General features: G+C 52.7%; 21 protein-coding genes and 1 tRNA gene. 15 read left to right on the forward strand and 7 right to left on the reverse strand.

The window, feature by feature from the left end:
* Positions 1-864, reverse strand: an 864-nt coding sequence (locus HEQ60_RS09355; protein ID WP_168071426.1) for an acyl-protein synthetase, incomplete at its 3' end; no start/stop codon positions are given.
* The gene (locus HEQ60_RS09360) at positions 861-2,273 is read right to left on the reverse strand and encodes an AMP-binding protein (protein WP_168071427.1); all 1,413 of its coding nucleotides are present in this window, start codon (positions 2,271-2,273) and stop codon (positions 861-863) included. The genes HEQ60_RS09355 and HEQ60_RS09360, both read right to left, overlap by 4 nt.
* A 400-nt stretch (positions 2,274-2,673) precedes the next feature.
* Here HEQ60_RS09360 and HEQ60_RS09365 point away from each other — a divergent pair, with 400 nt between their 5' ends.
* From HEQ60_RS09365 to HEQ60_RS09410, 10 genes are all read left to right on the forward strand, one after another.
* A complete protein-coding gene (locus HEQ60_RS09365; RefSeq protein ID WP_168071428.1) occupies positions 2,674-3,537 on the forward strand; it encodes an AAC(3) family N-acetyltransferase in 864 nt (287 codons plus the stop codon).
* Positions 3,534-3,761: a hypothetical protein gene (locus HEQ60_RS09370; protein ID WP_168071429.1), complete on the forward strand. Its 228-nt coding sequence runs from the start codon at positions 3,534-3,536 to the stop codon at positions 3,759-3,761. The genes HEQ60_RS09365 and HEQ60_RS09370 overlap by 4 nt, the downstream gene beginning before the upstream one ends.
* A gap of 108 nt (positions 3,762-3,869) precedes the next feature.
* A complete protein-coding gene (locus HEQ60_RS09375) occupies positions 3,870-4,826 on the forward strand; it encodes a 3-oxoacyl-ACP synthase III family protein (RefSeq protein WP_168071430.1) in 957 nt (318 codons plus the stop codon).
* Entirely contained in the window at positions 4,823-5,572 is a 750-nt protein-coding gene (locus HEQ60_RS09380) for an SDR family NAD(P)-dependent oxidoreductase (RefSeq protein ID WP_168071431.1), read from the forward strand. The genes HEQ60_RS09375 and HEQ60_RS09380 overlap by 4 nt, the downstream gene beginning before the upstream one ends.
* 24 nt (positions 5,573-5,596) lie before the next feature.
* The gene (locus tag HEQ60_RS09385; RefSeq protein WP_168071432.1) at positions 5,597-6,559 is read left to right on the forward strand and encodes a 3-oxoacyl-[acyl-carrier-protein] synthase III C-terminal domain-containing protein; all 963 of its coding nucleotides are present in this window, start codon (positions 5,597-5,599) and stop codon (positions 6,557-6,559) included.
* Between the two features lie 7 nt (positions 6,560-6,566).
* Positions 6,567-7,631, forward strand: a complete 1,065-nt coding sequence (locus HEQ60_RS09390) for a ketoacyl-ACP synthase III (RefSeq protein WP_168071433.1) — start codon at positions 6,567-6,569, stop codon at positions 7,629-7,631.
* Positions 7,632-7,737: 106 nt separating this feature from the next.
* Positions 7,738-7,992, forward strand: a complete 255-nt coding sequence (locus tag HEQ60_RS09395) for an acyl carrier protein (RefSeq protein WP_168071434.1) — start codon at positions 7,738-7,740, stop codon at positions 7,990-7,992.
* A complete protein-coding gene (locus HEQ60_RS09400) occupies positions 7,989-8,468 on the forward strand; it encodes a 3-hydroxyacyl-ACP dehydratase FabZ family protein (protein ID WP_168071435.1) in 480 nt (159 codons plus the stop codon). Before HEQ60_RS09395 ends, HEQ60_RS09400 begins: the two co-directional genes overlap by 4 nt.
* Positions 8,469-8,477: 9 nt before the next feature.
* Positions 8,478-10,259 carry a thiamine pyrophosphate-binding protein gene (locus HEQ60_RS09405; RefSeq protein ID WP_280842064.1) on the forward strand — a complete coding sequence of 594 codons (1,782 nt, stop codon included), beginning with the start codon at positions 8,478-8,480 and terminating at the stop codon, positions 10,257-10,259.
* 12 nt (positions 10,260-10,271) lie between these two features.
* Positions 10,272-11,303, forward strand: a complete 1,032-nt coding sequence (locus HEQ60_RS09410; protein WP_168071436.1) for an N-acetylneuraminate synthase family protein — start codon at positions 10,272-10,274, stop codon at positions 11,301-11,303.
* Positions 11,304-11,368: 65 nt separating this feature from the next.
* On the opposite strand, the gene HEQ60_RS09415 is transcribed toward HEQ60_RS09410, so the two are convergent.
* Positions 11,369-14,455 (reverse strand): efflux RND transporter permease subunit, encoded by a 3,087-nt coding sequence (locus HEQ60_RS09415; RefSeq protein ID WP_168071437.1) that lies wholly within the window; start codon positions 14,453-14,455, stop codon positions 11,369-11,371.
* Positions 14,452-15,600, reverse strand: a complete 1,149-nt coding sequence (locus tag HEQ60_RS09420) for an efflux RND transporter periplasmic adaptor subunit (RefSeq protein ID WP_168071438.1) — start codon at positions 15,598-15,600, stop codon at positions 14,452-14,454. The genes HEQ60_RS09415 and HEQ60_RS09420 overlap by 4 nt, the downstream gene beginning before the upstream one ends.
* A gap of 183 nt (positions 15,601-15,783) precedes the next feature.
* Here HEQ60_RS09420 and dcm point away from each other — a divergent pair, with 183 nt between their 5' ends.
* Both dcm and HEQ60_RS09430 read left to right on the forward strand, forming a co-directional pair.
* Positions 15,784-16,896 carry a DNA (cytosine-5-)-methyltransferase gene (gene dcm, locus HEQ60_RS09425; protein ID WP_322099333.1) on the forward strand — a complete coding sequence of 371 codons (1,113 nt, stop codon included), beginning with the start codon at positions 15,784-15,786 and terminating at the stop codon, positions 16,894-16,896.
* Positions 16,886-17,347, forward strand: coding sequence for a very short patch repair endonuclease (locus tag HEQ60_RS09430; RefSeq protein ID WP_322099334.1), 462 nt, complete (start codon positions 16,886-16,888; stop codon positions 17,345-17,347). The genes dcm and HEQ60_RS09430 overlap by 11 nt, the downstream gene beginning before the upstream one ends.
* Here the strand turns inward: HEQ60_RS09430 and HEQ60_RS09435 are convergent.
* The 3 genes from HEQ60_RS09435 to HEQ60_RS09445 form a co-directional block, all read right to left on the reverse strand.
* On the reverse strand, positions 17,344-17,523 hold the full coding sequence (locus HEQ60_RS09435; RefSeq protein WP_168071439.1) for a hypothetical protein: 180 nt from the start codon (positions 17,521-17,523) through the stop codon (positions 17,344-17,346). The two genes, HEQ60_RS09430 and HEQ60_RS09435, sit on opposite strands and share 4 nt — an antisense overlap.
* A 240-nt stretch (positions 17,524-17,763) precedes the next feature.
* Positions 17,764-17,840 (reverse strand) — tRNA-Arg (locus tag HEQ60_RS09440).
* 113 nt (positions 17,841-17,953) lie between these two features.
* The gene (locus tag HEQ60_RS09445) at positions 17,954-18,928 is read right to left on the reverse strand and encodes a zinc ABC transporter substrate-binding protein (protein WP_168071440.1); all 975 of its coding nucleotides are present in this window, start codon (positions 18,926-18,928) and stop codon (positions 17,954-17,956) included.
* Between the two features lie 116 nt (positions 18,929-19,044).
* Between HEQ60_RS09445 and HEQ60_RS09450 the strand changes: the two genes are divergently transcribed.
* Genes HEQ60_RS09450 through HEQ60_RS09460 form a run of 3 tightly spaced genes read left to right on the forward strand, consistent with a single transcriptional unit; the run spans position 19,045 to position 21,160 of the window.
* Entirely contained in the window at positions 19,045-19,542 is a 498-nt protein-coding gene (locus tag HEQ60_RS09450; RefSeq protein WP_168071441.1) for a Fur family transcriptional regulator, read from the forward strand.
* The gene (locus tag HEQ60_RS09455) at positions 19,539-20,339 is read left to right on the forward strand and encodes a metal ABC transporter ATP-binding protein (RefSeq protein WP_168071442.1); all 801 of its coding nucleotides are present in this window, start codon (positions 19,539-19,541) and stop codon (positions 20,337-20,339) included. The genes HEQ60_RS09450 and HEQ60_RS09455 overlap by 4 nt, the downstream gene beginning before the upstream one ends.
* Positions 20,339-21,160, forward strand: coding sequence for a metal ABC transporter permease (locus HEQ60_RS09460; protein WP_209315500.1), 822 nt, complete (start codon positions 20,339-20,341; stop codon positions 21,158-21,160). The genes HEQ60_RS09455 and HEQ60_RS09460 overlap by 1 nt, the downstream gene beginning before the upstream one ends.
* Positions 21,161-21,241: the final 81 nt, after the last annotated feature.

A 21,241-nucleotide genomic window follows, 5' to 3' on the forward strand; every position in this document is an offset into this window, starting at 1 on the left:
ATTTCGCACCAGAACATCCGAGAACAGGGACGGATGCAGATGGTGTTGCTCACATTCAAGAAAGATGGAGCCTGTCTGTTCAACAAGGCCATAGTAGTTATGGACAGAACGGATACCGGTTGTTTTTTCGGCCAGAGCACGGAATGCCCCGGCGCTGATCTGTTGGTCGGCCATCTTCTTCCACCCACCACCGTGGATCAGGATACCTTTACCCAGATCAAGGCGTATACCCTGCTCCTCAAGGCACTTCAGAAATTTCGAGAACACAAGGAAGGTAAGGCCAAAGACAAAAACAGGTTGGTTACCATAACGGGTTTCAAAATCTTTCAGGGCATTCAGGTCAGTCACTCCCTGTTTGTCCAGGGCATATATGATGGGGCGCCCAAAGAGCGAAAATCCGGTCGTGGCGGCTGCGCGTGCTGATGATGCATCTGCCCCCCTTTCTGCGGATTGTGAGTCGATGACCAGCATGGGCATCCGTTCCAGCCCCGTAAAATTCACGGTAATGTGGGCAAGGACTTTCGTTTGTCGCATGATTTCAGCATGATCAAGTGCGATGCGCGAACGTGTATGACCGGTTGTTCCTGATGACAGAAGGGTCTTCTGGACCTGGCTCTGGGGAACACTCTTCAGATCTAGTTCCTTGAAGAGGCGAACTGGCAAGAAGGGAATGTGTTCCAGAGAGGAATGCTTTTCTGTCTGGTCCGGGAAGAAAGCCATCATTTTTTTATAAGGTGGGCAGTGTTGCATATGGTGGTGTGTCAACCACGACATGCGTTCCAGAAAGAGGGGCTGTCTTTGCGGACGACGCAGTTCGTAGGGTGGTTCTTCAAAGAAAGCATCAAGGGGCAAGGGCGTAATCATGGCACTGCTTGGTTCATAAGGGTGGAATAATCCGTTTTCCCTGACTCGAGACGGGGAAATGCGGGGACTATATGAACGAAGATTCCCTTGTGATGCAGGCCTGTTGCAGATTGCAGGAATGCGGCTACATCCTTGGCCTTGTCAGCGTCTGTAATGAAAACACATAGTCGATCGTCATGGCCACTGCATGCAGCGTGATAACCGGCTTTCTCCAGTAGATGTTCTGTTTCATCCAAGCTAACCCTGTGCCCGAATATTTTCAGGAATCGCTTTTTTCGCCCGATAATGCGCAGGAATCCATCACTGTCGCGGCAGGCGATGTCTCCTGTGTGCAAGGTTCCTTTGTGGCAATCTCCCAAGGTCAGGTCATCTGCAGATTGTGCCAAGCCAAGTGAGACATTGGGGCCCTGATAGACAAGCTCGCCTGGTTGTTCCGGTTCCTGTATTGGATTACCGGCTTCATCAATCAGGAACATGCTTCCCCCGGGGATCGGAATGCCGATGGTATGTCCCTTGGATGGCATGGCATCCCAGGGGACGCAGGACATGCGTGCGGTTGCCTCTGTCTGTCCATACATGACCCTGAACTGTCTGTTTTTATGTGTACATGACCGCACAAATGACTGGATATCGTCTGGATCCATACGTCCACCGGCCTGTGTCAGCAGGCGCAAGGCGGGTAAGTCCATCGTGTCAAGGTGCAGACGTTTCAATGTCTGGTAAATAAACGGTACGCCACCAAAATTTGTGACGCGATGCTCCCGTACGGCGTGCCAGAAAGCAGGTGTAATCACCGCGTTCTCTGTCACAAAAACAGACGCGCCGACAAGCAGATGGGAATGGATGATTGACAGTCCGTAGCTGTAGCTGAAGGGCATCGTGGTGATTGCACGATCAGACTCTTTGAGGTCGAGAGATTGTGCAATTGATGCCGCATTACTCAGGATGTTATTGCGTGAAATCCGGACGAAAGACCGGCTTCCTGTTGATCCTGATGTTGTTAACAGAAGAGACAGCTGATCGTGCATTGCGGGGCTTTCTCCCCGGTGCATCAGGACATAGCCGTTTCTTTGTTGCACGATCCGGGCTTGTCCGAATGTCGGTGCATGATTCAGTGGACAGAGGATGTAACCCGGGTTCAGGCGATTCGTAATGTCTACAAGATGGTGCTGTGATACGGAGTGATGCACCAAGGCTGGTACGGAATTTGCGCGCATCAGCCCGATATACGCCATAACAGCTTCCGGGCAATTCTCGCACAGGATCAGTACAAGGTTGCGTCCTGCAACGGCGTTTGCCCAGAAGTCAGCCTGACAGGCAAGGTCATGGTATGACATCTCCCCGCTCTCTTCAGACAGAAGAGCGCTCTTCTGTTCATGCATTTCCAGACTGGAAAACAGATCGTTCATGCGGGAATGCATTCTCTGTTATTAGTTAGATACAGAATCTTACGCCCCCAAAAAGCGTGTATGCAAATCTTATTCTATAGTAGCCAGTTCTGTTATGTAGTTTATCCTCTGCGAGGATAATTTAAACTACCAAATTGTTGTGATAATTTGTTGTATTTTAATACAGGGGGGAGGGGAGCTACGCCCATGTGCGGAGAGAGTTTATTTGATAATTCGCAAAAATATATAAGTTCTTTATGCAAGAAAACCAAATATTAATTCAATTAACATTTGTTTATTTGATATATAATGTCACTTAACGCACTATAAAAAATCGTTATTTATTAGCCGCAATGAAAGAAATTTATTTATTTTTCGTATTTATTTTTTTCTCATTGATGGAGATGGGTTGGAGATTATCATGAAAAGTAGCGCTTTATTTAAATGCGTTGATCGAAGTTGTGTTGAGGAATTAATTGGAGAGATATTTTCTGAGATACCGGTTTCATCCCCGGTTCTTGTTCAGTCAAGTCTTGCTGGTCTTGGTTATATTGATGAGGTCAGTCCGGGAAGCATCCTGTGTCAGAAGTACGAGCAAATCATCTCGGAGGCCGCAGGGGAAAGAACGCTGCTGTTTCCCACGTTTAACTACGACTGTCTGAAGAATGGTGTCTTTGATCTGGATAGGGATTACGGACAGGTAGGTCTTCTCAGTAAATACTTCGCCCGGAAATATCCCGATGACCGTACGCTGACGCCAACCTATAACTTTTATATCAGGAACAATCACCAACGTTTCAGCCTGTCTCCCGATATTTCACCGTTTGGTGCTGGATCAACCATGGAGCGCTTGGTGAAATTTGGGGGGTATCTCTTGGTTCTTGGATTGGCGCAGCCCACAAGTGTTCTGACTATTGGGCATTACATTGAAACGCTTGCGCGTGTCCATTATCGTTACGATAAGGAATTCTCCGTGCAGATTCGTCGAGCGAGCGAACTGCCAATATCACACAAGATGACAGTACATGTTCGTCCTTCTGGAGGATGTGTCGTATACCGTGATGAGTATAGGGATTTTTCCTGCGGAAAAAGATATAATAATTACGGTTTGAGGGCATGGCTTATGAGCGCTGAATCGTATGTCGAATATCAATTGAGTGTTCTGAAAAAGGACGAGTTTGCTTGGCTTGTACCAGATAAGAAGATTTTTTTCTCTGACTTCTACAGAAAGTTTGGGTATCCTTCGAGCCTCGATTGCTTTGAGAAAATAAGGGGTGAGCTGTGAGTATCAATGTTTTTCTGGGTCATTTCCGTGAGGCCGTGGAGCTGGAGAATGCAGTTAATTTGACCGCAGAGACACCTCTTTCTGAAGTCCCCGGGTGGGATTCCCTTGCAATTCTGTCTGTGATGGCAATGGCAAGTACAATCTATGAGAAGGTTATCGTTATGGAAGACATCGAACGCTGCAAGAAGGTTGGGGATTTGTTCGAGGTGATGCAGGCGCGGTGATCAATTATGGTGGTGCGTCGTATTGAGGGGGTTCGTATCTGTGGAATTGCGTCCTGTGTTCCCGCGAGTCGACGCGTTATCTCTGCGGAACTGTTTGCGGACCGCTTAATGGCAAAGCGCTTCTCTTCTGTAACCGGTGTGAAGGAAAGCCGTTCGGCATACGTGCAGGGCCTTGTTTCTTCGGATCTCTGTCATGAGGCCGCCCGCACGCTGATGACCCGCTTGGGTTGGTCCGGGGACGATGTCGATACCGTGATTTTTGTGAGCCAGAGTCGGGATTATGTTCTTCCCATGACAGCCTGCCTTTTGCAGGAGAGGCTGGGGATAAGCCAGTCATGCATAGCTTTTGATATTCCTTCTGGGTGCTCTGGCTTTGTGCAGGGGTTGGCAGCCATTGCGTCGCTGTTGACTGGTGGTCAGGGGAAGAGGGGACTCCTCCTTGTTGGTGAGGTCAACAAGGCGGATGGATGTGGTCTCGACAGCGGAACCAATCTATTATTTGGGGATGCGGGTGGGGTTTGTGCTGTTGAGCGTAGCCAAAATGCCAGCCCCATGGTCTTTGATTTTGGAACGGATGGAAGTGGTTACAAGTACCTTTATACGCCCGCTGGTGGCTTTCGCCATCCTATCAGTTGCGAGGATTTCGATTATGTGGAAGGGCAGGACGGGATAAAACGTCGACCGATAGACTGCATCATTGATGGGCCAAAGATTTTTGAATTTGCTGTTGATAAGGTTCCTGTCAGCGTTTCTCGTCTTCTGGAGGGGATTGGGGTGTCTGTGGATGATGTTGACAGTTTTATATTCCATCAAGCAAACCGATTGATCAACGAGACAATCCGGAACAAGCTGAAAATTTCTTCTGAAAAGCATCCTTATTCGATCGACTTGTTCGGGAATACAAGCTCTGCCAGTATCCCCTTGACAATAACGACAAGCCTGTCCCGCCAACTTGAGATGGGTGTGAACAAGCTTGTTCTATGTGGTTTTGGTGTTGGTTTGTCGTGGGCTTCTGCCTATGTCGAAACAGATGGCATCTGCTGTCCTGGGCTTGTCGAAATATGAGCAGTGTTTTTACGTTAAATAATAAAACGATCCTTATAACCGGCAGCTCTTCTGGTATTGGCCGTGTGACGGCGATTGAATGTGCGAAAAGTGGTGCATCTATTGTCGCATCGGGGCGAAATGAAGAGAAATTGGAAGAGCTCGTGTCCTTGCTTCCAGGAGATGGCCATATGTGGTTGGCGGCGGATCTGACGGATGATGCGCAATCGCTTGCTTTGGCCGAGTCAGTTGGCACTATCGATGGCATTGTTCATTCAGCGGGTGTGTCCAAGCTGATGCCTTTCAGGTGGATGTCTGATGCATTTTTTGATGAAATCACCCATATAAATCTGCGGGCCCCTGTTCTTCTGAGTCGTAATCTGATGGCGGCTGGTAAGATCCGGAGTGGAGGGTCTGTGCTTTTCATGTCTTCGATTGCCGGTTTGACCGGTGCTGTGGGGCTTGCTGCATATGCCGGGGCCAAGAATGGCTTGCTGGCTGTGGCTCGTGTTATGGCCAAGGAGAGTATGAAAAAACGTATCCGTGTTAATGTTCTGATCCCAAGTCTGGTCAGTACGCCAATGACTCTTGAAGGGGACAAGGTTTCACAGGTAGCCCTGGAGCGCGCTGCAGAAAAGTACCCATGGGGATTTGCCGAGCCTGAGGATATTGCATATGCGTGTATCTATTTTCTGTCTGATGCCAGCAGATGGGTGACGGGCACCTCGTTGGTTATTGACGGGGGTGCCATGCTGTCCATGGGGTAAGGGGATTGGGGTAAGGGGATTGGGGTGAGGCAGGGAATTTCAGGGATTTCTATAAAAGGAGTAGCAGCATGCCTGCGTCCGGGGACGCGGCCTGTTAACTCTCTGTGTGCATCAGACTTGTGTCAGATTGCAGCAGAGAGACTCTTGTGTGATCTGGCGTGGAAGCCTCAAGATATTGCCCTTCTTGTGAATGTGACCCAGACACCTGACTATTCCAATCACCCGATGACCGCGCCCTCTATTGCAAGCAGGATAGGGTGTGGCGAGATCATGGCACTTGATGTGCCCGGAGGCGGGGCTGGATACATTTGCGGGATTCGTGTCGCCGCTGCCCTTCTGGCGGCAGGACAGTTTGACAAGGCGCTTGTCTGTGCGGGTGATGCCTTGGTGCATACGCTACCTGAAGACTGTGACCCGGTTACTGCAAATATGACTGATGCAGGGACTGTAACGGCTCTCGAGAAAGATCCGTCTGCCGAGCTTCTTTCCTTTTACACGGGTACGGTTGGTGCGGCGTTTTTTGTCAATAGTACGCCAGGTCTTGGTTTTCGTCATACAATGTCCCCTCGGTCCCTTGTCCCCAGGAAAGGTATACAGGGAGGGTATCTCAGGGATGTCGATCCGCATATTGATCTAGCCGCTCTTCGGAAATTGGTCCTGCACCATGTTCCGAAGGTCCTTGATTGTATACGGCCTGATGTGCAAAGCGGGAGTATTGCCCAAGTTTTTTTCACACAAGTTGACAGTGAATTGCACAATCATCTGGCCCGTGACCTTGGTGTCAAAGTGCCTGTGCAAGATCTTTTTGATACTTATGGTAACCTTGAATCGGCGGGTTTACCCGTTTCATTGATTCAATATCTGAGGGCAGAGCCTGGAGGGGTGTCTGAGAAGGCTGCCTTGGTTGGTTTCGGGAGTGGCTTCAGTTACGGAGCAATGACGCTTGATTTATCAGGTCTTGTTACACCTGAAATGAAGCTTGTATAGGTCTATTATGAGTTTGCTTTCCCTGCAAAACATCGTGTTACTGGGAGCTGCCGGAGTTGTTCCGGAGGCCGTTGAGAGTAATCGCTTCATTTGTGGAGTAGACGCAGATGAATCCGAGCGTTTGATTCGGCATATAGGCATTTCAGAGCGCCATATTTCAAAACCAGAAACATGCGCCTCGGACCTTGGGGTTGAGGCTGCAAGAAGGTTGATGGCTGATCTGGCTTGGCACCCGGAGCAGGTTGATGTTCTCATTTTTGCAAGTCAGACAGGTGACTATATTCGTCCGTCAACTTCTTGTCTGATACATCATCGATTGGGATGTGCTGAGGATTGTCTCTGTCTGGATATTCCGATGGGATGTGCTGGTTCAATCAGTGCTCTTGCCGTTGCAGGTAGTTTGATGAGCGAGAATGCTTTCCAGCGAGGGCTCGTCATTGTTGCAGAGACAGCTTCAAAATATGCTTCTCCCGGTGACAAATCCTTACGCCCATTAAGCGGTGACGGAGCCTGCGCCTTGGCTTTGGAAAGGCGTGAAGAGGCTCCAGTAATGCATTTTGATTTACGTACAGATGGTTCGCATGTCGAAAGTGTTTATATACCGGATGGTGGATATCGAAATTTTCTTAGTAATTGCTCTTTCGAGCAGAATGAAGCACGGGATGGCGTACTGCGGCGTCCAATAGATGCTCATCTTGATGGTAGTGCCGTTTTTACTTTTTCCATTACGAAGCCTGTTGCTTTGCTCAAGGATTTTATGGAGCATCATGCGTTGTGTGATGAGGATATCGACTATTTTGTTCTCCATCAGGCCAACATGATTATAAACGCAACAATAGCGCGGCGTATGAAAATACGATCCGAGAAAATGCCGATGATATTAGGGAATATGGGGAATACAGGTGGATCTAGCATTCCTCTGACATTGTGCTCTGTACTACAGGGTTTCCCTGATAGAGAGAGGAATTTGAGGGTTATCCTTTGTGGGTTCGGATCTGGGCTATGCTGGGGGGTTTCTCTTATTGAGATCTTAGCAGATGTTCGAGGATCTATTGATGTTTGTAATCTGTGATCATCAAAAATTAATATTGTCCTTATAAATTTGTACTTTTAAGTTTATTATATCTTTGTATTAAATACATTATTGTCTTCAGAGGGTGCATGGGGAGTATTATTTTATGACAAACCTTGAGAAGTATGATGCTGCTTTTATCAGTGTGCTCGGGCTCGAGAAGGGAAATTTCTCCGAGCTTGCGTATCAGGGTGTTCCTCAGTGGGATAGTATTGGGCACATGGCCCTGATGGCTGCCTTGGAAGAGGCATTTGGCATTGAGCTTGACGTTGATGATATTATTGACTTCTCGAGTTACAAAGGTGGCGTTGAAATTCTCAGGAAATATGACGTCCATATAGAGATTGGGATCGGAGTATGAGCGAAGAGAACCTGCGGGATCTGGGTGTGACCCAGATCTGTGAATATCAGCAGAACCGCTATCCTGTTCTCCTCATCGATCGTATTGTTGAAGCAAAGCCCGGTGCTTGGGCAAAAGGCCTGAAAGCATTCTCATACAACGAGTGGTTCTTTCCCGGGCACTTTGAAGATGACCCGAATGTTCCGGGTTTTGTTCAGGTGGAATGCCTTGTCCAAGTTTTCATTATGTCGTTCCTGACCCTTCCAGAGTACAAGGGTATGAAGACAAACTTTGTCACGATTGACAATGTCCATTTCAGGAAGAAAATCGTACCTGGTGATACGCTGGAGATTTATGCTGAGCTGCTCTCCGGCAAGCGCGGTATTATGAAAGGCACGGCGTGCGGATCCATAAGCGGGGAAGAGGCGTGTCGTATGGACGTTGTTGTCTCAATACCAGAGGTATTGGATAGATTCAGGCCAAGAATTGCATCCTAGGCGGTTATCTTGCGTGTCGCTGATTATATTATGTCTCGTATCGAGCAAGCAGGCGTTGACAGAATTTTTACTGTCACCGGTCGGGGTTCTCTTTTCCTGACGGATGCTTTGGCACGAAACTCCGCCTTGGGTGCGGTCTGCGTCCATCATGAACAGTCTGCGGCTTTTGCAGCTATTGCTTATGCTGCCCAGACTCATGGGATCGGGGTTTGTCTTGTGTCGACGGGGTGTGCTTCCACGAATGTTATCACAGGTGTTTTGTCGGCGTGGCAAGATCAGATTCCGCTTGTTGTTATTTCAGGTCAACATTACCTGCAGGAGACAACCCGTTATACGGGAAAGAAAATCAGGACATTCGGTCAGCAGGAGGCAGATATTGTCTCGATTGTCAGCCCCATTACGCAGTATGCGCACATGGTGTCCACAAAAGATGAAATTGTCCACGTTATGGATGAAGCTCTTTCCTGCGCGTATATGGGGCGAAAAGGGCCGGTCTGGATTGATGTTCCACTCGACGTGCAGAGTGCCCGTCTTGACCTGGGTGTACAGGATGTCACCGCATTCAAGGTGCCGGAACTGCCGAGGGCTTCTGACAAGGATATTGAAACGCTTCTTGGCTTGCTCCGTTCTTCCAAAAGGCCTGTTATCCTGCTGGGAAGTGGTGTCAAAAGTAGCGGTGCCCAAGAAGATTTTATCAACTTTGTCAGGGCGTGGAGCCTTCCCGTTACATATGCGGCATCCGCACCAGATACTTATGGCAGTGCCCATGATCTTTCTCTTGGTTCGGTGGGTATGATGGGATGCTCGCGAGCCGGAAATTTCGCTGTTCAGAACTCTGATCTTTTGCTGGTTCTGGGGTGTCGCCTGACATCACTGACGACAGGAACAGATGTTTGTAGTTTTGCCCGTGCTGCGAAAAAGGTTGTTGTTGACATAGATCTTCATGAGCATAGGAAGAATGACATAAGGATTGATCATCTTGTGTGCTCGGACGTTGCTTATCTTCTCAGGCGCCTCAACGAGGCACAGCCTTCCGTGACGGATCAGGCGTGGCTTGCGAAGTGTCAACATTGGAAGAAGGTCTTTTCTCCGGTTGAGCCACACTTCAAGGATGATAAGGCAATTGATCTGTACGAGCTGGCTGACTGTTTGTCGACGGCTCTACCCCGGCCTTCGACTCTTGTAACGGACTCAGGCTTTATAGAGGTTATTCTTCCGACAAATATACGTTTCCCTGAAGGCATTAACTGTATCCACCCGGTGTCACAAGGAGCAATGGGTTTTGCTCTTCCGGCTGCCATAGGTGCTTTTTATGGTAAGCCGCAGACAGTGGTGGCTGTTGTTGGTGATGGGTCCATCATGATGAATCTGCAAGAGCTGGAGGTTATCCGTTATCATCAGATTCCGTTAAAAATAATTGTGGTCAGCAATAATGCCTATTCCATTATTCGAAGACGCCAGAGTGGATTGTTCCGTGGGCGGACGATTGGGACAGGGCTTGATGATGGCGTCAGTTGTCCTGATTTTTCCAAGGTTGCGGTATGCTTTGGTATGGACTACATGCGTATAGATCATCCTGGTGACTTACAGGACCAGCTGAATCGCCTCATGGGTTACCAAGGGCCTGTTGTGTGTGAGATTGCCGGGCGTATGGATCAAGAGTATATCGAGGTGGGATACGCCAAAGATCCGGTGAGCGGGCGGCTGGTCAGAAGGCCACTTGAGGATCAGTCTCCTTTCTTGGACAGATCAATATTTTTTTCGGAAATGGTTGTGGATCCCGTTGATTAACAGGGGCTTGGTATGGCCGAAGTGGAACTGAGAAATGGTCGGCATATTGCAGACTACGCCGAGCCGTACATTGTTGCGGAGCTCAATACAAGCCATTTTGGTAATTTGGATATTGCACGCAGCATGATTCGCCGTGCCCGTGATGTTGGGTGTGACTGTGTCAAGTTTCAGTCGTGGAGCGCAGAAACTCTGTATGCCAAGTCGTACTATCAGCAGAACCCCATTGCCAGAAAAATGGTGGAAAAGTTCTCTATCGGCACAGCAGGGCTGTGCGAGCTTAGTCGCTATGCTACTGACCATGGGATTGACTTTGCCTCGACACCTTACTCCGAGGAAGAGGCTGTCATTTTAGTCGAGAAGTGCAATGTCCCCTTTATCAAGATCGCATCCATGGAGCTTGATAACTTGGCTTATCTGGAGTTTCTGGCAAAGATGGATGTGCCGTTGGTACTTTCAACGGGCATGGGAACGATAATGGAAATACGCAGGGCTGTAGAAACAATTCAAGGGGTGAGGAGAGGGAAGCTTGTCCTTCTGCACTGCACGTCTCTCTATCCGACAGATCCAGTTGATATCCATCTAATGAATATATGTGGCTTGCGGAATGAATTCCCGGATATTCCTGTCGGATATTCCGATCACAGTATTGGTACTGCTATTCCAGCTGCTGCCGTGGCGTTGGGGGCGGCTCTTGTTGAAAAGCATTTTACCCTGGATAACAGTCGGATCGGCATGGACAATCAGATGGCAACGCCCCCCGAAGAAATGCAGAATATGGTGAATGCGTGCAAGGCAGTTTACCAAGCCCTTGGTCGTCGTGAGCGTTCGGTTTCTGCCAAAGAGCGCGAGCAAGCCAAGAAGATGCGCCGGAGTCTTGTTACGGCCATATCTCTCGGGGAGGGCCATGTTTTGCAGCAAGGTGATATTATTGCAAAGCGGCCGGGGGATGGGGTGTCTCCGGCTGAACTCGGGTATTTTATTGGCAAGACGCTTAATCGGGATATGGGTGAAGAAGTTGCAATCAGGCATGATGATGTCAGCTAAGTTGTATGCCCGTTTTGATGCCAGATAGTATGACCCTGCGTTTGTATCGTGCACTTGCAGCACAATCAGTCTGATACTGTTGTGGTGTGGGCAGTCCATCCGGTATGAAGCCGTTCCATATACAGATAGATAACCGGGGTGATGTACAGGGTCAGGGCCTGGGAAACAATCAGGCCACCGACAACAGCAAGCCCCAGCGGTTGCCGCAGTTCAGCGGCGGCACCATAGGCTGCGGCAATGGGCAAGGTACCGACAATCGCCGTCATGGTGGTCATCATGATCGGGCGGAACCGGATCAGGCAGGCTTTTTCTATGGCATCGCGGGCAGAAAGCCCCTCGATACGTCGGGCGTCCAGCGCGAAGTCAATCATCATGATGGCGTTCTTCTTGACGATCCCGATCAGCATCAACAGCCCGATCATTGCAATGACGCTCAACTCGACATTGAAAAGCATCAATGTTGCCAAGGCCCCGACCGAGGCCGAGGGTAATCCTGACAAGATTGTCAGTGGGTGAATGTAGCTTTCGTACAGTATGCCTAGAACGGCATAGATAACGAGAATTGCAGCGCCCAGAAGAAGGGTCTGGTTCTGCATGGACTCCCGGAATATTTCTGCCGTCCCTGAAAAACTGGTGCTGACCGAGGCTGGAAGGCCAAGGGTTTGTTCCATGGCCCGGATGGCTGTAACGGCATCCCCAAGCGCAGCACCCTTTGCAAGATTGAACGAGAGTGTGACCGCCGGGGTTTGCCCCTGACGGTTGACGCTCATGGGACCGGATGTTCGTTCCAGTGTTGAAAAAGCCCCCAGAGGGACCAGCTCCCCGCCATTGGCGCGTACATGAATGCGTGACAGGCTGCTTTCGTCTTGCTGGAAGCGTGGTTCCAGTTCCAGGATGACGGCATAGTCGTTGCTGTCAGTATAAATGGTGGAAATTTGCCTTTGTCCAAAGGCGCTGTAGAGCGCGGCACGAACAGCATCAACCCGGATCCCCAGCAGGGCTGCCTTGTCCCGGTCTATGTTGACAAAAACCTGCGGATTGGACAGTTCCAGGTCACTGGCAACATCAACCATATGCGGGTCTGCACGCATGGCTTCTTCCAGGCGTGCAGACCATGCATACAGCTCTGTGCTGTCCAGGGCCTGGATCGTGTATTGATACTGGCTTTTGGATGTTCGTCCCCCCAGCCGCAGGTTCTGGGTTGGAACCATGAATACGGAAATCCCGACCTCGCGGGCGACCTGACGCCGTAGATCCGCAATAACGGCTTGTATGGGGGGGCGTTCACCACGTGGGCGCAGACTGACGAACAGGCGACCAGAATTTATGGCCGTTGTTGCTCCGCCTCCGACAGCGGATGTTACCCCGCTGACAGCAGGATGGGCGCGTACAATCCGTGCAATGCGGGAATGAGCTGCGACCATGGCCGGGAAAGCGATATCTTTTGATGCTTCTGTAATGGCGACAAACTGTCCGATATCTTCTTCGGGGAAGAAGCCCTTGGGAATCGTGACAAACAGCACCAGCGTCAGGATTACGGTTGCTGCGGCAACGCCTGCGGTCAGGCGGTGGTGCTTCAGGCACCACGACAGGGAACGGGCATAACCGGCTTCTATCCACTCCAGCCCACGGGACAGGGTTTGCCCAAGCGGGCTTTCCTCGCGCTCCAGGTCATGGCGTGTCAGCAGGCGGGAGCATAGAAAGGGTGTCAACGTCAGGGATACCAGGGCCGATATAACCAAGGCCATGGTCACGACGACAGCAAATTCATGGAACAAACGCCCCAGAACACCGCCCATCAGAAGGATGGGAATAAAGACAGCCACCAGGGACAGGGTGATGGAGACAATGGTAAACCCGATCTCGCGTGAGCCTTTCAGGGCGGCTTCAAAGGGCGGTATTCCGGCTTCGATATGACGGACAATATTTTCCAGCATCACAATAGCGTCATCCACGACCAGGCCAACCGAAAGGGTCAGGGCCAGAAGCGAGATGTTGTCGATGGAAAACCCCATAAGGTGCATGCCTCCTGCTGTGCCCAGAAGGGACAGGGGGACGGCTACGGCAGGAATGATGGTGGCCGTGGTCCGGCGCAGGAACAGGAAAATGACCAGAATGACCAGGATGATGATCAGGAGCAGGGTGAACTGGACATCATCCACCGCTTCACGGATGGATTGGGCCCTGTCGCTGACAATATCAACTGATACCGATGGGGGGAGCCGTGTGCGCAGATCCGGAAGGAGCCTTTGTATATCATCAACAACTTGCACGGTATTGGCGTCGGGTTGCCTTTGAACAGCCAGAACAATGGCCCTATTGTCATTATGCCAGCTGGCAGCACGGTCGTTTTCCACGCTGTTGCTGACTGTGGCCACATCGCCAAGGCGAATGGGTGCTCCTTTGCGAACCGCAAGGATCAGGTTCTCGAAGGCTTTTGCATCAGGGAGTTGGTCGTTGGACGTCAGAACCAGTTGCCGTGAATCCCCGGACAGAATGCCGACAGGGGTATTTGCATTGGCTGCGGCGACCGCTGTTTGCAGGTCGTCAAGAGTCAGGTTCCGTGCGGACAGGGCATCAGGGTCAGCCTTGATCCGGACAGCATATTTCTGCGAGCCATAAACCAGAACCTGTGCCACCCCCGGCAGGGCAGAAATACGGGGCTGTACAACGGATTCCGCATACTCGTTGATATCGGGCAAGCTGACCAGTGGTGAGGACAGGGCCAGAATGGCAATCGGGGAGTCTGCCGGATTGACCTTGCGCCAGGTCGGCGGTGTTGTCATGTCATCTGGCAGGCGGCGCTGGGCCCGGGAGATGGCGGCCTGGATATCCTGGGCGGCCGTATCAATATTGCGGTCGAGGACAAATTCCACCGAAAGGCTGGTACTGCCATTGCGGGAACTGGAGGTGATGGTGCGAATGCCTGCGATGGTGGAAAACTCACGCTCCAAGATGGCTGCAACGGATACAGCCATGGTTTCAGGGCTGGCACCGGGCAGGGATGCGCTGACACTGATCACGGGGAAATCCACATTGGGAAGGGCTGCGACGGGAAGCTGCCGCCACGCAGCCAGCCCGGCCAAGACGACACTCAGCGACAGCAGAACCGTCATGACCGGGCGGCGTATGAACAGTTCGGATATGTTCATGGTGCAGCCTTCCCGTTCTCCGGCTTATCCGGATCCTGTTCGAAGACCGCAGATCCTTCCACCAACCGCGAGGCTCCCTGTATGACAACCTGCTCACCGGCACTCAGGCCCTTATCTATAACGGCAAGGCCATCAAGGCTACGTGCGACATTGACTGGGCGAGCCGCTACCGTTTTGTCTGCACTGACCACAAAGACGTACTGCCCTCCCTGGCTTGTCAGGACAGCCGTATCCGGAATAGTCAGGGCATCGTGGTCCACGCGCAGGGTCAAAGTTATACTAACCAGCTGTCCGGGCCACAGCTGTGTCTCTTCATTGGGGAACCGGGCTTTGAGCATGATAGTGCCGGACTGGCGGTCGACTTTGTTGTCAATAAACACCAGCTTGCCGGCCACCGGAGAAGACGAGTCCTGTGGGGTCGTGGCAATGACATCCAGGGGCGCACGGCCCTGGCCGTATCGAACGATCCCCAGAAGAGATTCTGGCAGGTTGAAGGATACCTCTATCGGGCGAATGGCGGTCACTGTTACCAAGGGATCCGTGTCCGATGGACGTACGCTGGACCCGGGTCGCACGGAAACAGCCCCCGTATAGCCGCCCATCGGGGCAACAATCCGGGTATGGCCCAAGGCAACCCGTGCGCTTTCAATGGCAGCCATGCCAGCATTGACCGTTGCCTGCAGGGCATCAACTCCGGCAATGGCGGCTTCGTAGGCTTGGCGGGATGTTGCTTGGTGGCGGACCAGGTCGGCGTAACGGCGCGCATCGCCCTGTGCCTTGCCCAGTTGTGCCCGGTCACGGGCTAGGTTTGCTTCGGCCTCGGCCAGTTCTGCTTTCAGGGAACGGTCATCCAGGGTGAACAGCGGCTCTCCCTGCCGGACTTCTTGTCCTTCGGAAAAATGGATAGCCTCGACCACGCTTTCAACACGGGCCCGGAGATCAACTCGGGCAACCGGAAGGGCTGTTCCCGGGGCAGAGAAAAGGTAAGGTACGGAACGGGTGTCGGCTATGGCGGTAACTACTGGCACGGGGCGTGCGGCCCGGCCATTGTCTGCGGATCGTCTTTCTTTTCCTGCCCACCAGACATAGCCGGCCAGGAGCAGGGCCAAGGCAAGAAAAATACGAATGGTCTGGCGTGGCATCATGGCTCCGGCGGGTGAGTATCGTGCTGAAAAACAAGGGGTTGAATCTAATGTACGATTGTTCGCATTTCAATGTTCCCGTCTTGCATAGAGTCACGCAGGTATTATGCCGTGTGACCCGTCTCTTGTAACGGAGGCCCTGCGCTGCCAGTCTGTGGGGACAGACAGCGGTCAGGGGGGCCGGTTGTGTCATCTTTTCAGGCTTGCCGTGGTCATCTGCGGCTAACCCGTGGTGCGCCTGCATTCCGGTTTATTGATTTGTTTGCCGGTATCGGGGGCATGAGGCGTGGCTTCGAGGCTATTGGCGGTGCGTGTGTCTTTACCAGCGAGTGGAATCATTACTCCCGGGAAACATATCAGGCCAATTTTGGATGCGAAGGCCATCCTTTCGAGGGTGATATTACGGCTGTTTCTGCGGCACAAATCCCTGAACATGATGTTCTGCTGGCAGGATTTCCGTGCCAGCCCTTCTCCATAGCCGGTGTTTCGAAAAAGAATGCTCTCAAGCGTCCCCATGGTTTTGACTGTCAGACCCAAGGCACGCTGTTTTTCGAGATTGAACGTATCTTGGCCACCCATCGTCCGCGTTTCTTCGTGCTGGAGAACGTCAAGAACCTTGTGTCGCATGACAAGGGAAGAACGTTTGATGTTATCCGGACATCCTTGACCCGCCAGCTGGGATACCACATTTCATGGCGTATTCTTGATGCCCGTCCCTTTGTTCCACAGCATCGCGAACGTATTTTTATGATCGGTTTTCGTGATGGTGGAGAGGATTTTGATTTTCAGGCCATGCCGGTGCCGGATCGGGATCGATGGCCAACCATGGCTGACATTCTTCATCCTGAAGATGGAACCGAGGCCCCGGATCCACCCTATACCGGTCCGGGTGGTGTGGTGGATCCGCGTTATGTCCTGTCATCGCGCCTGTGGGTATATCTACAAGACTATGCGGCCCGTCACCGGGCCCGGGGCAATGGCTTTGGGTATGGCTTGGTTGGGCTGGGTAGTACGGCCCGAACCCTTTCGGCCCGCTATTACAAGGATGGTTCGGAAATACTGGTGGCCCGTCCTTCCGGCCCTCCGCGCCGTTTGACCCCGCGTGAATGTGCACGTCTGATGGGGTTTGACAGCCCGGGATGCGCCGATTTTATAATCCCGGTATCGGATACCCAGGCCTATCGCCAGCTTGGCAATGCTGTCGTTGTGCCGGTGGTTCAGGCGTTGGCCCGCTACCTGTCCCCGTGGATTGTCGGGGCGTGTGCGCCATCTTGTACAGAAGAGGCCGGTGTTGGTTGATTGCGTCGACAAGGAAACCCGAAGCCGCATGATGGCTGGCATAGGTAGTCGCAACACGGTTCCGGAACGTGTGGTACGTTCTGCCCTTCACCGTCTTGGGTTTCGCTACAGGCTGAATGACAAACGTTTGCCGGGGACACCGGACCTTGTTTTTCCCCGTTATCGGGCGGTGATCATGGTTCACGGTTGCTTCTGGCATGGGCATGACTGCCCGCTGTTTCGTCTCCCTGCCACGCGTACAGCCTTTTGGGCTGCCAAGATCGAGGGAAATCGCACGCGTGACCAGAACGTACAGCAGCGGTTGGTTGCAGCGGGCTGGAGAGTTCTGACGATCTGGGAATGTGCCCTGAAAGGGCGGTTGCGTCAGGATCCGGGCTATCTGGCCAGGCAGGTGTCCCGATGGTTGCGAGATGATCTGCCGTGTCACGCCATCCGGGGTGAGCAGGGCTAGGGTCTGAGCTTGATGTGTATGCTCCGCGCAGGCCTTCCGAACAGGATCGCCAGGATAATCAAGGCGGGTATTGCAATAGCCAATGCAACGAGTAATCCGCCTATCAACAGTGCAATGCCTCCCAAGATCACCGCAAGAACCAAGGCTGCCGCAAGAGCGCGGAGTTTTTCCTTCATGATTTATATCCTGTTGTCTGACGCGTAGCGGGAAGGGCCTTCTCTACTTGCTGATGCCTGTTGTGTCCAGATGCCGAAGGTGCCAGATTGATGGGGGCCCGTCGCCGGAAATAGAGTGTACGCCCTTGTTGCAGGATATAGCGACTGGTCACCTTGCGATAGGGGGCAGAAGGGGTCCCGTTAATGCATTGTTTTTAAAGCAAAAACCCCCGCGACATGTTTCAGTCGCGGGGGTTTTTATGGCGCACCCGGAAGGACTCGAACCTCCAGCCTTCTGATTCGTAGTCAGATGCTCTATCCAATTGAGCTACGGGTGCAGGGCACGCTTTTTCTCTTTGGCGCCATTGGTGGTGGCTTTCTTCCGCCGAGGACCGGGTTTCTATCGGCTTGCGGGTCTACAGGCAAGAGAAAAATGCATAGGCCCGTATTTTTAATGCCGGTGCTGAGTGTTTTGCCCGGTAAGGCAGGATGTCAGGCTGGCTGTTATATCCTTCATAAGTTGTGTGTAGCTTTCATAGCCGGTTTCACGGGGGTCTCCGCCTCCCAATGGATCAAGTTCGCTGGTCCGGGTGCCGGTTTCCCGTGCAATCTGGGTTACTGTTCGACGAGGAGAGGAGGGTTCTGCAAACAGGCAGGACACACGGTGATGACGTGCAGTCTCCCGTATATGGCCCAAGTGCCGGGCCCCGGGGGGCAGGGAGGGGTCGATGGTGATAGCGCCAACGGCATGCAGACCAAAGCGATTTTCGATGTATTGGATGGAATCGTGGAAGATCAGGAAGGGCAGGTGACGCGCTGGCTCCAGCGTATGATCGATGTGCTCTTCCAGCGTTCTCAGCCGTGTTTGCAGGTTGGCTGCATTGGTGCGGTACGTGTGTGCGTTGTCAGGGTCCTGCTCTGACAGGGTATGAGCGATAGCGTTGACCATGGCCACCGCGTTGCGTGGGTCCAGCCAGATGTGCGGGTCAGCTCCTTGGTGGTGATGGCTGTGTTGTCCGTGTTCTGGGTGATGGTGGTGTGTGTGTCCGGCGTGCTCCCACAGCCCGCCGCTCCGTATGGGGAGTCGTATGATCCCCGGTGCTTCGAGTAGTGAAACGGCCTTGGCCCGAGAAAGAGACCTCAGCGTCCCTTGCAGAAAGGTTTCCAGTGCATCGCCGATCCAGAACACAGTCTGTGCCGATGCCAGAACACGGGCATCTGATGGCCTGAGCGTATAGGTATGCGGGGACTGTCCGGGGGGCACCAGAAGAACCGGGGTTCCAACGCCAGCCATGACGCCTGAGACCAAGGCGTGGACAGGTGTAATTGACGCAACAACAACGGGAACGGATGCGTGGGCTGGATTGGCCAGTATTGCGACCAGCGCAAGGAAAGCGGCGATCGTGAGGCGCAGGGAAGCAAACATGAACGGTGAGCTCCACATGGGTCAGGAGGGCCTTGTTTATGTTATAACATAACATCTTTGGCAAGCATGTTGTTCTGTGACATGATGCCCCCGCTTTCAGGAGAGACAGGCAGGTTATGATTCCCTTTCCAGCCCCCGACCATGATCATCGACGGTGCCGTCAAAGTGCCCTGGACAGGGCTGAATCGCTGTGTGTGCAGCAGGGAGCCCGGTTGACGGCAGCGCGGCGCCAGGTCCTGGAGATCCTGTGGGAGGATCACCGGCCCGTCAGTGCGTATGGCATTCTACACCGCCTGAATGAGGCCGGGGGGCGTGTTGCTCCGATGGCGGTGTACCGGGCGCTGGACTTTCTGGTGGAACGGGGGCTGGCCCATCGCCTTAACAGTTTGAATGCCTTTGTGGCCTGTTCCGATGCCGGCCATTCTGTCATCAGTGGGGTCTGGTTCTTCATCTGTAGCCGTTGTGGTCAGGTTGCCGAAACGCAGGATGGTTCGATTGCGCGTGCCGTATCCTCTGCTGCTGGCCGTATAGGCTTTGCCATCTCAGCTCAGATTGTGGAGATCATGGGGGTGTGTCCGGACTGCTTTGCCAGTCCGGTGGGGGAACATCCATGAACACCGTTCCCCTGATCTCGGCAAAGGGGTTGGTTCTGGTTCGTGATGGACGCAGGATCCTCGATAACGTTGACTTCTCGGTTGCGGCAGGTGAAATCGTGACCATTGTCGGTCCGAACGGGTCAGGAAAAACAACATTGGTCCGTGTTCTGGCTGGTCTTGAGACTGCGGGCGAGGGTGTGTTGGAGCGTAGCTCCGGCCTTCGCATCGGCTGGTTGCCGCAACGCTTGCATGTTGATCGTATTCTGCCTCTGACGGTGTATCGCCTGCTGTCCTTGACCGGGCGTGTTCGTGAACAGGAAGCCCGCACGGCCTTGGAGGAAGCGGGTGTTGCGCACCTCTTCCAGGCCCGGGTCCAGGATTTGTCCGGTGGGGAATTTCAGCGTGTCATGCTGGCACGGACCTTGTTGTCCCGCCCACACCTGCTGATTCTGGATGAACCGGCCCAAGGTGTCGACTATCGGGGACAGACAGACCTTTATGATCTTATTGCCCGCTTGCGCACGGTGCATGGGTGTGCTGTTGTCATGATTTCTCACGATCTGCACGTGGTGATGGCTGCTACAGATCGTGTGGTGTGCCTGCATCACCATGTCTGTTGCGTTGGCCATCCCCGTATGGTTGCCCGTGATCCGGTATGGGAACGTCTTTTCGGTCCGGAAGCGGCGGGACATATTGCCTGGTACGGGCACGAGGGGCATCACCACCATCATAACCCCGACGGGACAATCAGCGCAGACTGCTCTGTTCATGGCCATGAGGTGCATACAGGGCCTGTGCCCAAGGATATGAAGTGATGGATGATTTCATGGTGCGGGCCCTGTTGGCCGGCTTGGGAATGGCTGTTGCCGTGGGGCCGCTGGGTTGTCTGGTTGTCTGGAGACGTATGGCCTACTTCGGAGATGCATTGTCGCACGCTGCGCTGTTGGGCGTAGCTGCCGGATTGTTTCTGGGAACGGGTATCACGGCTTCGGTTGTTGTTCTTGGTCTGGTCGTTGCCTTGCTTCTTGTGGCGCTGGGCCGGCAGCGTCTGGTAGCTGCGGATACACTGCTTGGCATCTTCTCGCATGCCGGGCTTTCATTTGGCATGATTGCGCTGGCGCTTGTGACGTCGGATGCAAGTGGCATACGGATCGACCTGCATAGTTTTCTTTTCGGCGACATTCTGTCTGTTGCGAAGAGTGATGTCCTGGTCATATGGGGTGGTGCTTTTTGTGTCGTGTGTGTTTTGGCTTTTCTGTGGCGCGTTCTTGTTGCTGTGACGGTGTCGCGTGATCTGGCCCTTGTCGAGGGGCTTGCCGTATGGCGGGCCGAGTTCCTGTTCATGATCCTGATGGCTGTGGTTGTTGCCTTGGCCATACGAACGACAGGTGTTCTGCTGGTTACAGCGATGTTGATTGTTCCGGCGGCGACAGCGCGCCGTTTTGCCGGCACGCCCGAAGCGATGGCTTTTTTGTCGGTCTTTTTTGCGGCTCTCTCCGTTCTGTTTGGCCTGGCTGGATCATGGTTCTGGGATTTGCCGGCAGGCCCGTCTATTGTTGCTGCGGCTACCGTTTTTTGTTTCCTTGCCTGGGCATCTTTGTTACCACGGTATAGAATCGGACGTATCTCGCTGTAAAAGCGGCTTGTTCCGGTGATGACGTTTCAGTACACTCCCCCAAATCATGTAAGCGGGAAGGTGAGGGGGATCCCGCCATAT

This window comes from Haematospirillum sp. H1815 (assembly GCF_012102705.1).
Taxonomy (GTDB): domain Bacteria; phylum Pseudomonadota; class Alphaproteobacteria; order Rhodospirillales; family Rhodospirillaceae; genus Haematospirillum.